Origin of the sequence: Streptomyces rubrogriseus, from assembly GCF_027947575.1 — a bacterium.
Lineage (GTDB): Bacteria > Actinomycetota > Actinomycetes > Streptomycetales > Streptomycetaceae > Streptomyces > Streptomyces rubrogriseus.
In genome coordinates, this window is sequence record NZ_CP116256.1 from 1928662 (window position 1) to 1944312 (window position 15651).

At 74.4% G+C, this 15651-nt stretch carries 14 protein-coding genes; 8 read left to right on the plus strand and 6 right to left on the minus strand.

Annotated features, from left to right (window positions below; genetic code table 11):
- Window positions 1-99 precede the first annotated feature (99 nt).
- The 5 genes from Sru02f_RS08420 to Sru02f_RS08440 all read left to right on the plus strand — a co-directional run bounded on the left by Sru02f_RS08420 (window position 100) and on the right by Sru02f_RS08440 (window position 4739).
- Complete coding sequence (locus Sru02f_RS08420) at window positions 100-1398, plus strand: NAD(P)/FAD-dependent oxidoreductase (protein ID WP_373103418.1); 1299 nt, start codon at window positions 100-102, stop codon at window positions 1396-1398.
- A gap of 41 nt (window positions 1399-1439) precedes the next feature.
- The gene (locus tag Sru02f_RS08425; protein ID WP_087809829.1) at window positions 1440-1805 is read left to right on the plus strand and encodes an Rv2175c family DNA-binding protein; all 366 of its coding nucleotides are present in this window, start codon (window positions 1440-1442) and stop codon (window positions 1803-1805) included.
- Between the two features lie 155 nt (window positions 1806-1960).
- Entirely contained in the window at window positions 1961-2632 is a 672-nt protein-coding gene (gene thiE, locus Sru02f_RS08430) for a thiamine phosphate synthase (protein WP_109031814.1), read from the plus strand.
- Between the two features lie 137 nt (window positions 2633-2769).
- Window positions 2770-3693 carry a methylenetetrahydrofolate reductase [NAD(P)H] gene (gene metF / locus Sru02f_RS08435; RefSeq protein ID WP_109031815.1) on the plus strand — a complete coding sequence of 308 codons (924 nt, stop codon included), beginning with the start codon at window positions 2770-2772 and terminating at the stop codon, window positions 3691-3693.
- Window positions 3694-3749: 56 nt separating this feature from the next.
- A complete protein-coding gene (locus Sru02f_RS08440; protein WP_109031816.1) occupies window positions 3750-4739 on the plus strand; it encodes an SCO2102 family sporulation regulator in 990 nt (329 codons plus the stop codon).
- Window positions 4740-4754: 15 nt separating this feature from the next.
- Here the strand turns inward: Sru02f_RS08440 and Sru02f_RS08445 are convergent, their stop codons facing one another.
- Together Sru02f_RS08445 and Sru02f_RS08450 are read right to left on the minus strand one after the other, a co-directional pair.
- Window positions 4755-6275 (minus strand): phytoene desaturase family protein, encoded by a 1521-nt coding sequence (locus Sru02f_RS08445; RefSeq protein WP_109031817.1) that lies wholly within the window; start codon window positions 6273-6275, stop codon window positions 4755-4757.
- 470 nt (window positions 6276-6745) lie between these two features.
- Window positions 6746-7375, minus strand: coding sequence for a TetR/AcrR family transcriptional regulator (locus tag Sru02f_RS08450; protein ID WP_011028140.1), 630 nt, complete (start codon window positions 7373-7375; stop codon window positions 6746-6748).
- Window positions 7376-7558: 183 nt separating this feature from the next.
- Here Sru02f_RS08450 and Sru02f_RS08455 point away from each other — a divergent pair, with 183 nt between their 5' ends.
- The 3 genes from Sru02f_RS08455 (at window position 7559) to Sru02f_RS08465 (ending at window position 9812) form a co-directional block, all read left to right on the plus strand.
- On the plus strand, window positions 7559-8152 hold the full coding sequence (locus tag Sru02f_RS08455) for an SAV_6107 family HEPN domain-containing protein (RefSeq protein WP_159107540.1): 594 nt from the start codon (window positions 7559-7561) through the stop codon (window positions 8150-8152).
- A 148-nt stretch (window positions 8153-8300) separates the two neighbouring features.
- Complete coding sequence (locus tag Sru02f_RS08460) at window positions 8301-9128, plus strand: methyltransferase (protein ID WP_174855069.1); 828 nt, start codon at window positions 8301-8303, stop codon at window positions 9126-9128.
- A gap of 276 nt (window positions 9129-9404) precedes the next feature.
- The gene (locus Sru02f_RS08465) at window positions 9405-9812 is read left to right on the plus strand and encodes a spore wall synthesis complex protein (protein WP_011028137.1); all 408 of its coding nucleotides are present in this window, start codon (window positions 9405-9407) and stop codon (window positions 9810-9812) included.
- Window positions 9813-9962: 150 nt separating this feature from the next.
- Here the strand turns inward: Sru02f_RS08465 and Sru02f_RS08470 are convergent, their stop codons facing one another.
- The 4 genes from Sru02f_RS08470 to Sru02f_RS08485 form a co-directional block, all read right to left on the minus strand.
- Window positions 9963-12353, minus strand: coding sequence for a transglutaminase TgpA family protein (locus Sru02f_RS08470; protein WP_167469519.1), 2391 nt, complete (start codon window positions 12351-12353; stop codon window positions 9963-9965).
- Window positions 12353-13714: a DUF58 domain-containing protein gene (locus Sru02f_RS08475; protein WP_164270942.1), complete on the minus strand. Its 1362-nt coding sequence runs from the start codon at window positions 13712-13714 to the stop codon at window positions 12353-12355. Before Sru02f_RS08475 ends, Sru02f_RS08470 begins: the two co-directional genes overlap by 1 nt.
- A complete protein-coding gene (locus Sru02f_RS08480; protein ID WP_373103421.1) occupies window positions 13714-14787 on the minus strand; it encodes an AAA family ATPase in 1074 nt (357 codons plus the stop codon). The genes Sru02f_RS08475 and Sru02f_RS08480 overlap by 1 nt, the downstream gene beginning before the upstream one ends.
- Window positions 14788-15042: 255 nt before the next feature.
- Window positions 15043-15591: a beta-class carbonic anhydrase gene (locus Sru02f_RS08485; RefSeq protein ID WP_003976722.1), complete on the minus strand. Its 549-nt coding sequence runs from the start codon at window positions 15589-15591 to the stop codon at window positions 15043-15045.
- Window positions 15592-15651 lie beyond the last annotated feature (60 nt).

The following is a 15651-nucleotide window of genomic DNA, read 5'->3' on the forward strand; positions in this document are numbered from 1 at the left end:
CGCCCTTGTAAGGGAGCCTCCCGGGGCCGGGGGCCTCGCCGGGCAGCCCGCGGTGTGCGGGCGCCGACCGGCGAAACGCCGGGTGTCTATGGTGATCGGGTGAGCGAGCAGACGCGGGAACGGGAACAACGGGACCAACGGGAACAGCGGCCGGCGGCGGACGCGGAGCGCCGTGTGGTCGTGGTGGGCGCCGGGATGGCGGGCGTGCAGACCGCGGTCGCCCTGCGGGAACAGGGCTTCACCGGCCCGGTGACCCTGATCGGCGCGGAGCCGCACCAGCCGTACGACCGCCCCCCGCTGTCCAAGGCCGTCCTGCTCGGCACCGCCGAGGGCTCCGCCTTCGACGTCGACTTCGAGGCCCTCGGCATCACCCTGCGGCTGGGCTGCGAGGCCCTGGGCGTCCGCCCCGCGGAGCACGTCCTGGACACCTCCGAGGGGCCCGTGCCCTACGACGTCCTCGTCCTGGCGACCGGCGCCGAACCGGTGCGGCTCCCCGGCGCGGAAGGCGTGCCCGGCGTGCACCTGCTGCGCACCCTGGACGACGCGGAACGGCTGCGGCCGGTACTCGCCCGGCGGCACGACGTCGTGGTCGTCGGCGCGGGCTGGATCGGCGCCGAGTTCGCCACCGCCGCGCGCGAGGCGGGCTGCGCGGTGACCGTGGTGGAGGCCGCCGACCGGCCACTGGCCGACGCGCTGCCCGCCGAGGTCGCCGCGCCGATGACCGCCTGGTACGCCGACGCCGGCGCCGAACTGCGCACCCGCGCGCGCGTGGAGCGCGTCGAGTCCGGCGGCCCCGGCGGGTCCGGCCGGGTCGTCCTCGACGACGGCACCCGGCTGCCCGCCGACGCGGTCGTCGTCGGCATCGGCGCCCGCCCGGCCACCGGCTGGCTCGCCGGGTCCGGCATCGCCCTCGGCGCACAGGGCGAGGTGCTGGCCGACGACCGCCTGCGCACCTCCGCGCCGGACGTCCACGCGGTCGGCGACTGCGCCTCCTTCCCCTCCGCGCGGTACGGCGAGCGGCTGCTGGTGCACCACTGGGACAACGCCCTCCAGGGCCCGCGCACGGTCGCCGCCGACATCGTCGGCACCCCGGGAGGCGAGCCCCCGGCGGCCTACGACCCGGTGCCCTACTTCTGGTCCGAGCAGTTCGGCCGCTTCGTCCAGTACGCCGGTCACCACACCGCCGCCGACACCACCCTGTGGCGCGGCGACCCCGCGAGCCCGGCGTGGACGGTCTGCTGGCTGCGCGAGGGCCGCCTGGTCGCCCTGCTCGCGGTGGGCCGCCCCCGCGACCTGGCACAGGGCAGGCGCCTGATCCAGACGGGCACGCCGATGGACCCGGAGCTGCTGGCCGACCCGGCGAAGCCGCTGAAGGCGGCGACGGCGGCCACGGCGTAGCCAGGTTTCCGACTGTCAGTGCCAGGTGGCAGGCTGGAGGCGTGACCGAGATTGACGCAAAGACCGATGCTCTCGTGCCCGCCTGGCTCACCGTTCCCGACATCGCCGAGATGCTCGGCGTCGAGGTGACCCGGGTACGCCAGCTGATCAAGGAGGGCCAGCTCATCGCCGTACGCCGCGGTGAGAACCGCGCGCTGCACATCCCCGCGGCCTTCATCGACGAGGACAAGGTCGTCAAGGGCCTGGTCGGGACCCTGACGCTGCTGCGGGACGACGGCTTCACGGCCGAGGAGATGCTGGAGTGGCTCTTCACGCCCGACCCGAGCCTGCCCGGCACCCCCGCCCAGGCGCTGAGTGAGAACCGCGGTACGGAGGTGAAGCGCCGCGCCCAGGCGCTCGCCGTCTGACCTGCATCGCCGATCCGCCACACCGCCCGGCGTGCGGCCACGCACGCCGGGCGCCGTGCCAGTACGCCACTATGGCCGGGCCCGTCGTGGGCCCACACCACCATCGCGGGGCCCCTCGTGGGCCCACGCCACCGAACGACCGGGGGGACACCCGCATGCCCGACACCGCCCCGACCGCCGCCCGCGCCCGGCTCGCCGACGCCCGGCTCTACCTGTGCACGGACGCCCGCCGGAGCCAGGGCGACCTGCCCGAGTTCCTGGACGCCGTGCTCGCCGGCGGCGTCGACATCGTGCAGCTGCGGGACAAGGGAATGGAGGCGGCGGAGGAACTGGAGCACCTGGCGGTCTTCGCCGACGCCTGCGCCCGCCACGGAAAGCTCCTCGCCGTCAACGACCGCGCGGACGTCGCGCACGCCGCCCGCGCCGACGTGCTCCACCTCGGCCAGGGCGACCTGCCGGTGCCCGCCGCCCGCGCGATCCTCGGCGACGACGTGCTGATCGGCCGCTCCACGCACGCCGAGTCCGAGGCCGCCGCCGCGGCGGCCCAGGAGGGCGTGGACTACTTCTGCACCGGTCCGTGCTGGCCGACCCCCACCAAGCCCGGCCGCCACGCACCCGGCCTCGACCTGGTCCGCCGCACGGCGGCGCTGGGCACCGACCGCCCCTGGTTCGCGATCGGCGGCATCGACCTCGGCAACCTGGACGAGGTGCTGGAGGCCGGCGCCCGGCGCGTGGTCGTCGTCCGCGCGATCACCGCCGCCGAGGACCCGGGCGCGGCGGCGGCCGAGTTCGCCGAGCGGCTGCGGCAGGCCCCGGCACACGGGTAGCCGCACCTCGTCACCGACGTCGTCGCAGGCCGTCGTAACGGCGGGCAGGTGTCCAAAGGGTGGACAACAACTCGACAATGTGGACAAAAGTCCCGCATCCGGTTGGGTGGCCGCCGCACCCTGGCTAACCTGCCCATATGGCCCTCGGAACCGCAAGCACGAGGACGGACCGCGCCCGCACGGTGCGTGACATCCTCGCCACCGGCAAGACGACGTACTCGTTCGAGTTCTCGGCGCCGAAGACGCCCAAGGGCGAGAAGAACCTCTGGAGCGCGCTGCGCCGGGTCGAGGCCGTGGCCCCGGACTTCGTCTCCGTGACCTACGGCGCCGGCGGCTCCACCCGCGCCGGCACGGTCCGCGAGACCCAGCAGATCGTCGCCGACACCACGCTGACCCCGGTGGCCCACCTCACCGCCGTCGACCACTCCGTCGCCGAGCTGCGCAACATCATCGGCCAGTACGCCGACGCAGGGATCCGCAACATGCTGGCGGTGCGCGGCGACCCGCCCGGCGACCCGAACGCCGACTGGATCGCGCACCCCGAGGGCCTGACGTACGCGGCCGAACTGGTCAGGCTCATCAAGGAGTCGGGCGACTTCTGCGTCGGCGTCGCGGCCTTCCCCGAGATGCACCCGCGCTCCGCCGACTGGGACACGGACGTCACGCACTTCGTCGACAAGTGCCGGGCCGGCGCCGACTACGCCATCACTCAGATGTTCTTCCAGCCCGACTCCTACCTCCGGCTGCGCGACCGGGTCGCCGCGGCCGGCTGCGCGACCCCGGTCATCCCCGAGGTCATGCCGGTGACCAGTGTGAAGATGCTGGAGAGGTTGCCGAAGCTCAGCAACGCCTCGTTCCCGGCGGAGCTGAAAGAGCGGATCCTCACAGCCAAGGACGATCCGGCGGCTGTACGCTCGATCGGCATCGAGTTCGCCACGGAGTTCTGCGCGCGGCTGTTGGCCGAGGGAGTGCCCGGACTGCACTTCATCACGCTCAACAACTCCACGGCGACGCTGGAAATCTACGAGAACCTGGGCCTGCACCACCCACCGCGGGCCTAGACCGGCCGCACGTATTTGCGACACACTGCGTAACGGCCACTGGGAGAGGGGCGTACATGGGCTGGACGGTCCTCTACATCGCGTTCGGCGTCGTCGCGCTGTGGCTGCTCGGCGAGGTGCTGCTGCAGTACAAGGCGCGGCTGCGCTGGCGGCTGCTGGCCTTCGCCGGCTTCGTCGGCGTCGTGGCCGGTGTGCTGATGTCGAACGTGCTCGTCATCGGCGTCGGTGCCGCCGCCTTCGCGGTCGGCCAGACCTACGTCACCCTGTCGTTCCGCCGCGGCTTCGAGGCCGGCTGGGCGGTCAACGCCCCGGCGAGCCTCGTCGGCAAGCGCGGGCGTCCCGAACGGGGCCGCCGGGAACCGACGTCGGAGGTCTCCGGGCTCGAACCCGCCGAGGGCGGCCGGGACCACCACGACGGCTACGACGAGCGTGCCCAGGGCCATGCCCCGGGCCAGGACGACACCGGCTCGTACGGCCACGACGACTACGACCGCGACGACGTCTTCACCCCGGCCCGGCCCACCGCCGACCCCTCGGCCGCGGAGACCACCGCCGTCTACGAACCGCAGCCCATGCCGGACGACACCAACTCGTACGGCGTCTACACCGACGCCGGTTACGGCACCGGCCAGCAGCAGGCGGCCACCGCGCCGGGCGCCGACCAGGCGTACGCCTACGACTACTCCGGCTACGGCCAGCAGCAGGAGTACGGCTACGACACCGGCGCCCAGCAGCAGTACGCCGCCTACTCCGACCCGTACATCGGCACCCACACCTACGGCGGCGGGACGTACGACACCGGCGGCTACGACACGACCGGCGGGCAGCAGCAGTACGGCCAGCAGGGCTACGGGCAGGACCAGTACGCCCCCGGCGCGCCCGGCGGCTACGGCGGCGAGACCCCGGCCGGCGGAGTGTGGGTGCCGCAGCAGCGCAGCACCGACGACCCCTACGGCGGCGAACTCCCGCCCGAGCAGCAGCCCTACCCCTACCAGGGCGACGGCCAGACGCAGGGCCAGGGCTACGACGAGCAGTACCGCTTCTGAGGAAGCCGGAGCCGCTCACTGGGAGCCGCGGAACTCCGGCCCCTCCACCACGAGTCCGGCGACCAGCGCGCCCGACATGCCCGCGTGCGGCAGCCCCCCGCCGGGGTGGGACCAGCCGCCGACGGTGAACAGGCCGTCCGTGCTGGTGCCGTTCGCCGGATGCAGCAGCCGTCCGTCGGCGCCCGCCAGCGACGGCACCGGAATCGCCCCGTCCGCCGCGCCGGTGTCCGCCGCGACCTCGGCCGGGGTGCGCACCTCGTGCCACAGCAGGCGGTCGCGCAGGCCGGGCACGGCCCGCTCGGCGACCTCCGTCAACTGCCCGGCCCAGTGGTCGAACACCTCGGCCGGGGCCCGGTCGGGCGCACCGCCGAGGGCGGGCACCACCGCGCTGAGCGTCACCGCCTCGTGGTCCGCGTCCGGGACCAGCGCCGGGTCGTCGGGCCGCAGCACGGTGACGGTCGGCCGCGCGGCCATCCCGGGAGCGGCGCCGAACAGGCGGTCCAACTCCGTCTCGCGGTCCGCCGCGTGCACCACCGTCCGGTGCGCCGTGCCCGCCGGGCGGCTGCCGCGCAGGGCCAGCAGCACCGTCAGCCGGCTCGCCCCACCGCGCTGCGGCGGCACCTCGCCCCCACCGCGCACCGGTGCCCCGCCGCACAGGCGGTCCAGCACGCCCGGCGCCACGCCGGAGACGACGAACTCGGCCTCCACCACGGTCCCTTCGGCCAGCTCCACGCCCGCCACCCGGCCGTCCTTCTCGACGATCCCGGTGACCTCGGCCCCGAAGCGGAACTCGACCCGGCGGGCCAGGCACCGCTCGTACACCGCCCGCGCCAGCTCCCGCAGACCGCCGCCGCGCACGTACCAGACCCCGAACGCGTACTCCATGTACGGCAGGACCGCGGCGTTCGCCGGGGCGGTGCGGGGATCCAGGCCGTGGGCGAGCGCGTGGCTCTCCAGCAGGGCGGCCAGCCGGGCGTCGCGCAGCTCCCACGCGCCGACCTCGGCGAGCGTGCCGGCCCGGCGGGTGCGCAGCAGCCGCTTGTGCGGGACCGCCGGATAGGGCTCGCGCTCGGCCAGCACCCGCCAGTCGGGCCACAGCGGCTCCTCCAGGAGGGGACGGCGCGTGCGGTCCCAGGTCTCCCGGGCCCGCACCAGGAAGTCGCCCCAGCGCCGCCCCGCGCCCGCACCGAGCGCCGCGTCCAGGGCCGCGACGACACCCGCCCGCGAGGCGTTCGGCAGCGAGACCTCCGTGCCGTCCGCGAACACGTGCCGGGACGACGGGTCGACCTGGACCAGCTCGACGCGGGACTCCAGCGGCTCCTTGCCGGTCTTCACGAACAGATCGCGCCAGACCGCGGGCAGTGGGAGCAGGCCGGGGCCGGTGTCGAAGCGGAACCCGTCCCGCTCGACACGGCCCAGTGCTCCGCCGTAGGTCCCCGCCCGCTCGTACACCACCACCCGGTGGCCCGCGACGGCCAGCCGGGCGGCCGCCGCCATCGCGCCCATCCCGGCGCCGATCACCGCAATCCGTGCCATGCCAGGGACTTTATCCGCCGCCACCGACACCCCCGTGCGAGGGCTGAGCACCGGAACGGACGTCCAGGTGACCGGTCGGCGGCGCCGCGCCGTGGGGCCGGGTGCGCAGGACTGAGTAGCCGTACCTAGTGCGGCAGATGAGTACGCGCGCGGATGGGCCGCGACTGGCGTGGACGAGAGAGTGGAGACACGGAGAGGGGCACGGCTCCGGTACCGGCGGCACGGGGCGCCGGAACGGAGCCGGGCCCGCGATCCGCTCCTTCCGCCGGCCGGGGCCGGCGGGAGCGAGACACGGGGGAGCCCGGAGGGACGACCGGTGACGGGAGTCCCGACGCGGGGACGTACGGGGGAGCAGGAGAAGGCGCCGGTCCGACGGCGGCCCGCGGGGGACGCGGCCGCCACGGACCGGCGTTCTTCGTGCACCGCCACCCCGCCCGCCGGTCGGCCCCGGCAGCTCCGCCCCGGCAGGCTCAGCCCCGGCCGCTCACGCGTCCCTGGAGCAGCCGGGACAGCGCGGCGTGCACGTCGTCGAGCGAGCGCTCCGGCTGGAACGCCTTCCAGTCCAGCGCCGCCACCAGCACCATGCCGACCAGCGCGGCGGCGGTCAGCGGCACGTCGATGTCCTCACTGAACTCACCGCTCGCCACGCCTTCGCGCAGGACGCCCTCCACCACCGCCACGGCCTCCTGCCGGACCACCAGCAGCGTGGACTGCCAGGCCCGGTTGGTGCGCCACAGCTCGGCGACGTACAGCTGGGTGAAGGCCGGGTAGCGGTCGATGAAGACGAGCCCCGCGCGGATCATCGCGTCCAGGGCGTCGACCCGGCCGCGGCCCTCCCGGGCGGTCCGTTCCGCCGCCTGCCGCAGCGAGGCGGTCAGGAGGCCGACACCGTGCCGCAGCAGCTCCTCGAAGAGGACGGACTTGCTGGCGAAGTTGTAGTAGACCGTGCCCTTCGCGACCCCGGCCCGCTCGGCGATCTCGTCCACGGTGGTGGCGGAGAAGCCCTGCTCGGCGATGAGGGTGACCGCCGCCTCGTAGAGCTTCTGCCGGGTGGCCTCGCGACGGCTGCCGCTCTGCGAGGCGGTGCTGCTGCTTTCCATGGTCCCGATTCTCACAGCACCCCGCACGGCGGCGTCACCGCAGGCCCGCGCACGACCCGAACCGAACGGCCGATCGAATCGAAAGTCCAGGTCAGAACGGATTGTCAGTGCCATACCTCACGATGGGCACATACGGCACCTCCTGCCAGGACGTGCCGTCACGGAGACGACAGGAGGATCGTCATGGCCCACTCGTCCGCAGCCGCCGCCCGGCGGCGCCGCGCCGCCGGCCCTGCACCCTCACTGACCGGACCGGCGAGCGACGTGCACCCCGTGCTCCGCCGCACGACCGCCCCGCCCGCCGCCCTCGACCTGCTCGCCCAGGCCCGGGCCGGGCTGGAGGAGGCCACCACCCTCGAAACGCCGAACGAGCGCTACGCGACGGCCCACCTCGCCGCCCTGCGCACCGCCGCCGCGGTGCTGGCCGCGCGCGGCCGCCCGGAGACCGGCCCACGGGCCAGGGCCCGCATCCGCAGCGCCTGGGAGGTGCTGCCCGAGATCGCGCCCGAGCTGTCCGAGTGGAGCGCGCTGTTCGCCTCCGGCGCGCGGCGCCGGGCACGCGCCGAGGCGGGCATCCGGGGCGCGGCGGGCAGCCGGGACGCCGACGACCTGATACGCGACGTGGCGATGTTCCTGCGCCTGGTGGAGCGGATGCTGGTCCTCCAGCCGGTCCTGCCCCAGCCCCGCGCCGACACGGAGCCGCCGGGCCGGGGCTCCGAGCGGCCCCGCCGTTCCGACGCCGGTCACCCGGGCCGGGACCTGCCGGACGCCGGCTGAGCGGGAGGCGAACGGGTGCCCGGTGCGCGCGGCGCAGGCAATAGGGTGGGAGTCGCCTGAAGCCTCCCCCTCCCCGCACCGGGCGGGGGCGGCAGCCCGTTCGCTCCGCCCGTGTCCGAGGCGGTGCCGCGCCGAGGAGTCAACTGCCGTGTCGGACCCGATGCGCCCGCCCGCCTCCCACCCCCGGCCGCACACGGCCGCCTCGCGCTCCGAGCCCTCGCGTTCCCGGGCCGCGCTGCGCACCGCCGTGGTCTGGGACGTCCTCCAGGACGCGCTGGACCGCCGGGTGAAGGCTACGGGCCGGCCGACGCTGGACGTCCTCGACACCGGCGGCGGCAGCGGCAACTTCGCGGTGCCCGTGGCCGGACTCGGCCACCGCGTCACCGTCGTGGACCCGAGCCCCAACGCCCTGTTCGCCCTGGAGCGCCGGGCCGCCGAGGCAGGTGTCGCCGACCGCGTGCGCGGTGTCCAGGGCGACGCCCGCGGCCTCTTCGACGTGGCCGAGCGCGGCGGGTACGACGCGGTGCTGTGCCACGGCGTCCTGGAGTACGTCGACGACCCCGCGGAGGGCGTCCGCAACGCGGTGGCGGCGCTGCGCGAGGACGGCGTCCTCAGCCTGCTCGCCGCGGGCCTGGGCGGGGCCGTGCTCGCGCGCGCCCTCGCCGGCCACTTCACGGAGGCCAGGCAGGCCCTGGACGACCCGGACGGCCGCTGGGGCACCGGTGACCCGGTGCCGCGCCGGTTCACCGCCGAGCAGCTCACCGGGCTGGTCGAGGCCGCCGGGCTCCGGATCGGTGCCGTGCACGGGGTACGGGTCTTCGCCGACCTCGTTCCCGGCGTGCTGGTGGACACCGAGCCCGGTGCCATGGACGCCCTGCTGAAGCTGGAGGCCGCGGCGGCCGAACTCGCCGCGTTCCACTCCGTGGCCACCCAGCTCCATGTGCTCGGCGAGACGCGAGGGACCGACGAGGCCTGAGCGCCCGGTGGGGTAAGGCGCTGATCAGGGACGCGACTGCAGATGGAGTACGCCACAGGCCCCCCGAACGGGGGGCAGTCGCCGTATGATCGAGGGAGACGGCCCGGCATGACGGGTCGGCCGCTGGGGAATGGGAACTTCAGCGAGCCGGTACGGCCATGACGGAGTCCGGTTGGTCAATTGGCGCAGAGGGGCGGGTTTCACGGGGGCGATTCCCTGCCTATCCTGAAGGGACCCCCCGGGTCGCCCCGGCGACTGCACGATGAGGAGGACTCCGTGCCGCTCTCGGAGCACGAGCAGCGCATGCTCGAGCAGATGGAGCGAGCGCTGTACGCCGAAGATCCCAAGTTCGCGACAGCGCTCGAGGGAAGCGGGCTGCGTACGTACACCCGGCGACGGGTCTACCAGGCGGTCGCGGGCTTCCTTGTAGGTATTGCGCTCCTCATGGCCGGTATGGTCGCCCAGCAGGTGTGGCTCAGCGTGGTGGGTTTCCTGGTCATGCTGGGGTGCGCGGTGCTCGCCGTGACCGGCTGGCGCAAGGCCCCCAAACCGGGCGAGCAGCAGCAGGCGGCCGGTGCCGGACCGCAGGCCGCGCGCCGCCAAGGACGACAGAAACGCTCGATGATGGACCGCATCGACGAGCGCTGGCAGCGCCGCAGGGACGAGCAGCAGGGCGGTCAGTAGCGCCGCCCGAGCAGCCGCTCACCAGCACATGCGCGTGAGGGGGTGACCACCGTCCGGGTGGTCACCCCCTCACGCGTACCCATGAGCGCCCGTCGGCGCCCCGAGACACCGGCCGGGGCGCCGACCCGCGGGGGCCGGCGCCCGTTCGGCTCAGCCCTGCTGGTCCGACGTCCTGCGCCACTGGGGCCGGGCGGCCGCGGCCCGCCGTTTCAGGGCCGTCCACCGGGCCGACACCGTCCAGGTCACCCGGATGGCCGAACGCGGGGCGAACCGTGCGCGCAGCCGCGTTCCGCGGCCGACCGCGGCCCGCAGCCCGGCGGTCGCCAGCCGCACGTCCTCCGCCAGCCCCGCCGCCGGGCGCGGGTGGGGCGCGTAGAGGACCTGCTCCACGGCGTCCGCGACCCGGTGCACCGCCTGTGCGGCCGTCGGCTCGAGCCTGCCCAGCCGGACGATGCGGGCCGCCGCCTTGCGCGGGGTCTGCGACTCCTGGGGCAGGATGCCGAGGTCCCACGCGGCGTCGGTCAGCTCCTGCCACACCGCGAGGGTGTGCGGGCCGACGTCCGCCGCCCCCCGGCCGTGCGCCCCGAGCCGTACCGCCCTGGCGCGCAGCCGCCACAGCATCGGTGCCAGCGGGAGCAGCAGCACCACGAGCCCGGCCAGGACCCAGGCCGGCAGCGCGTACCACTTCGGTCCGTCGTCGCCGGTGACGGGCACGGCCACCGCGGACTCGTTGGAGCAGGCGTCCAGCTTCTTGTCCTGCGGGGCGCAGGTGTCGCTCGACGAGGGCGCCGCGGACGGCTCCGCCTGCGCGCTCTGCGACGGGACGGCCGGGTCGGGCACCGAGCTGCCCGGCCGGTCCGTGATGGTGTACGACGGGGTCGAGCCACGCGTCGGCGTCGGCTCGAAGCGGGTCCAGCCCACGCCCTCGAAGTACACCTCGGGCCACGCGTGCGCGTCCCGCAGCCCCACCGACACCGAGCCGTCCGCCTGCGGGGAGCCCGGCGCGAAGCCGACCGCGACCCTGGCCGGAATGCCCAGGGAACGGGCCATCGCAGCCATGGCGAAGGAGAAGTGGACGCAGAAGCCCTCCTTGTCCTTCAGGAACCGGGCGATCGCCTCCGAGCCGCTGCCGACCTTGACCTGGGTGTCGTACTCGAAGCCGCCGTTGACCGCGAAGTACTCCTGGAGCTTGACCGCCTGCTCGTAGGGGTTCGCGGCGCCGGCGGTGACCTCGCGGGCGGTCCGGAAGACCACGTCGGGCAGCGAGTCCGGCAGCTCCGTGTACTCGCGAGTGAGGGCCGCCGACGGCGGCGGCGCCGCGGCGAGCTGCTCCGCGGTCGGCTGCACGTTCAGGCTGCGTACCTCGTACTTCAGCCCGCGGGTGTTCTGGCCGTGGTCGCCGACCAGGGTCATGCCGACGGGTTCGAAGCGCCAGTTGCCCGCGACGCGCACGCCGCTGGGCGGATAGGGCATCGGCAGCCAGTCCTGGGCGTACCAGTCCGCGGCCGAGATCAGGGCCCGGGACTCCGTGCGCTTGATGTCGGGGCCGAGCCCCACCGGGGTGGGGAACGTGCCGTCCGGCACGGCGGTGATGCGCCGCTTGGACGGCTTCCAGGTGGTGCCGTCGAAGTCGTCCAGGGACACGATGCGCAGGTACAGGTCGGACAGGTCCTCGGAGTCCGTCTGGACGGAGAGGACCTGGCGGTCCTCGTTGACGTTCAGGCTGTCCCGCAGGGAGACCAGCGGGTTCACCGCGGAGATCGTGCCGCCGCCACCGGTGCCGGAGCCCACCCCGCCGCCGGCGCCGTCCAGCAGCCCGCCGTCCATCGCGGGCAGGGCGAGCGGCACCACCAGCGCGATGCCCAGCGCGAAGGCGCCGATGCGCCGTCCGGTGCGGACCGGGGCCAGGGCGCGCCCCTGCTCCGGGCCCGGTGGGCGCGGGGAGCCGCCGAAGACCCGGCCCCACTGCGAGAGCCGGTCACGTCCCTCGGCCAGGAGCAGCATCAGATAGCCGACCGCCGCGATCAGGAACCAGAGCCAGTCGGCGCCGCCCTCGGACAGCCCCGCGGCCACCGAGTAGAGGGCGAGCAGGGGCAGGCCGGCCGGGGCGGCACTGCGGAAGGTCACCGCGAGGGCGTCCACCAGCAGCCCGATCACCAGGACGCCGCCGACCAGCATCAGCCGGATGCCGTCGGACTCCAGCGGCGCCGGGATCGCGTACCGGGCGATGTCGTCGCCGCCCTGCTGGAGCAGGTCGGCGAAGCGCTGGAAGGCCTGCGGGCCGGGGACCAGCCCGGCGAGCGCCTGCTGCCGGGCGAAGACCAGGGTCAGCAGTACCAGCGTGACCAGGGCCTGCGCCGCGATGGTCAGCGGCCGGGCCAGCGGCACCCGCCGGGCCACCGCGCCCACCCCCGACTGCACCGCCAGCAGGACCGCCGCCTGGAGGATCCACGTGGCCGGTTCCACCAACGGCAACAAGGCACAGGCCGCCATCAACGTGGCCGCCCAGGCACACACCGCCAACCGCGCGCGCCCGCTCATCACGCCCCCTCTCCGCCGGCCGGCGCCGCGAGGGTGGTGCGTTCGTGGTCGGCCAGGCGCCACACTTCCTCCACGGTGGCGCCCCGGGGGACCGCCACGGCGGTCCAGCCCGCCTCGCGGAGCATCCGCAGCCGCTCGTCGCCTCCGGCCGACGGGCCGGGCACGTCGGCCGGCTCCCGGGCCCACGTCTCGCTGTCCAGGACGAAGGCGACGGCGCCGCCGCCCCGCTGCCGCATCTTCGCCACCACCGTGGCCTGCTCCTCGTCCAGGTCGCCGAAGAACGCCACCAGCAGCCCCTCGTTCCCGCCGCGCAGCATGTCGTACGCCCGCGACAGACTCGTGTCGTCGCAGTGGTCGATCACGGCGAGGGTGTCCATCATCAGACCGGCCGCGTCGGCCGTCCCCTGGCTCGCCCCCGCGAAGCCGTCGGCACCCTCGCCCGGCACCGCGTCGCCGTTGCCGGTGAGCAGCCGGACGGAGAAGCCCCGCTCCAGCATGTGCACCAGCACGGACGCCGCGCCGGACACCGCCCACTCGAAGGCCGAGTCGGGGCCCGCGCCCTCGAAGGCCACCACCCGGGTGTCGAGCAGCACCGTGCAGCGGGCCCGCTGCGGCTGTTCCTCGCGGCGCACCATCAGCTCGCCGTAGCGTGCGGTGGAGCGCCAGTGCACGCGGCGCAGGTCGTCGCCGTAGCGGTACCCGCGCGGGATCACGTCGTCGTCACCGGCCAGGGCGAGCGAGCGCTGCCGTCCCTCGCCGTACCCCTTCGCCTCACCGCTCAGCCGCACCGGCGGCAGCGCCTCCACCCGCGGGATCACCGTCAGGGTGTCGTACGTAGAGAAGGAGCGGGTCAGCTCGCACAGGCCGAACGGGTCGGTCAGGCGCAGCTGCAACGGGCCCAGCGGGAAGCGGCCGCGCAGGTCGGAGCGGACCCGGTAGGACACCTCGCGGCGACCGCCCGGCTCCACCCGGTCGAGCACGAAGCGCGGACGCGGACCGAGTACGTAGGGCACCCGGTCCTGGAGCATCAGCAGACCGGTGGGCAGCCGGGAGACGTTGTCGACGCGCAGGTGCACCCTGGCCTCGCTGCCCGCGGGCACCCGCCCGGGGGAGAGCCGGCGACTGCCCGCGACCCGGTAGCGCGTGCGGTAGAGCACGGCCGCGCAGACCAGGGGCAGGGCGCCCAGGAGCAGCCCGACGCGCAGCAGGTCGCTCTGGCCCAGGACGTACGCGCAGACCGCGGCCGCGATGCCGGCGGCCAGGAAGGAGCGTCCGCGGGTGGTCAGACCGGAAAGGGCGGTCCGGATGCCGCCGCCCTCGCCCCCGTCGGCCTCGGACCGGTCCGTCCCCCCGGCGTCCATCACAGCCTCCGCGGCGGCTGCTGACCGTACGCCGACGTGCCGCGGCCCACGCCGAAGCCCGTCTGCTGCTGGGGCTCCGCGGGCACCGCGGTGCGCTGCAGGATCTCCTGGACGACCTGCTCGGCGGTGCGGCGGTTGAGCTGGGCCTGCGCGGTCGGCAGCAGCCGGTGGGCCAGGACGGCGACCGCGAGGGCCTGCACGTCGTCCGGCAGCGCGTAGTCCCGGCCGCCCAGGGCGGCGGACGCCTTCGCCGCGCGCAGCAGGTGCAGGGTGGCACGCGGCGAGGCACCGAGTCTGAGGTCCGGGTGGGTGCGGGTGGCGGCGACCAGGTCCACCGCGTACCGCCGGACCGGATCCGCCACGTGGACGCCGCGGACCGCCTCGATCAGCTTCAGGATGTCGTGCGCGTGCGCCACCGGCTGGAGGTCGTCCAGCGGGCTGGCCCCGCCGTGCACGTCGAGCATCTGCAACTCGGCCTCCGGGCTCGGATAGCCGATGGAGACCCGGGCCATGAAGCGGTCCCGCTGGGCCTCCGGAAGCGGGTAGGTGCCCTCCATCTCGACCGGGTTCTGCGTCGCCACCACCATGAAGGGACTGGGCAGCTCGTAGGTCTGGCCGTCGATGGTGACCTGACGCTCCTCCATCGACTCGAGCAGCGCCGACTGCGTCTTCGGCGACGCGCGGTTGATCTCGTCGCCGATCACCACCTGGGCGAAGATCGCGCCCGGCTTGAACTCGAAGTCGCGCCGCTGCTGGTCCCAGATCGACACCCCGGTGATGTCCGAGGGCAGCAGGTCCGGCGTGAACTGGATCCGGCGCACGGAACAGTCGATGGACCGGGCCAGCGCCTTGGCCAGCATGGTCTTGCCGACGCCCGGCACGTCCTCGATCAGCAGGTGCCCCTCGGCCAGCAGCACGGTCAGCGAGAGCCGGACGACCTCGGGCTTGCCCTCGATCACGTCCTCCACCGAACCGCGGACCCGCTCGACCACGGCGGTCAGATCTTCCCCCACGCTTCCGTACGCTCGCGCGGCGGTGCCTCCACGGCTCGCCTGATCGTCATAGGTCGTCACCCGGCCCTCCTCGGCCTTTCCCCGCACTCCCTGGGAAGTGGAGGTACCCCAACTTGCCGGCCGGCCCCGCACCGCGGACCGGCCCACCCCAATCACGGACACCGCGCCGAAAAAGTTCCGCGCGACACCACTTCCCGCATTCTTGCCGCCGTTACCGATTCGTGTCACTCGCCTGTGGACAACTGGCCGCGATATGTCGGCGCTTACGGCCTTTGCGGAGCTTGCACGGCGGGATCGTCGGGGCGGGCCGCCGGATCAGGCGGGGTCGACCTCGCGCAGCAGCCCGGTCTTCACGTCGAAGACGAAACCGCGCACGTCCTCGGTGTGCAGCAGGAACGGCGAGGTGCGCACCCGCTCGATCGACTGCCGCACGTCCTGGTCGGCGTCCCGGAAGGCCTCCACCGCCCACGCGGGACGCTGGCCCACCTCCAGCTCCAGGTCGTGCCGGAACTCCTCGGTGATGGTCTCCATGCCGCAGCCCGTGTGGTGGATGAGGGCCACGCTGCGGGTGCCGAGCGCCCGCTGGCTGATCGTCAGGGACCGGATCACGTCGTCGGTGACGACACCGCCCGCGTTGCGGATGGTGTGGCAGTCGCCGAGCTTCAGGCCGAGCGCGGCGTGCAGGTCCAGGCGGGCGTCCATGCAGGCCACGACGGCGACGCGCTGTACGGGACGGGCGTCCATGCCGGGGTCGGCGAACGCCGCGGCGTAGCGTTCGTTCGCCTCGACGAGTCGGTCGGTGACCGTGTGGTCGGCCACTGTGGCGGATTCGGAGGCGGCGGGTACCGATGCAGAAGTCGTCATATCCATGACGTTACTGGCCGTCCCGGCCCGTGGCCCGCTGTGAAGCGGGACAAAGAACGT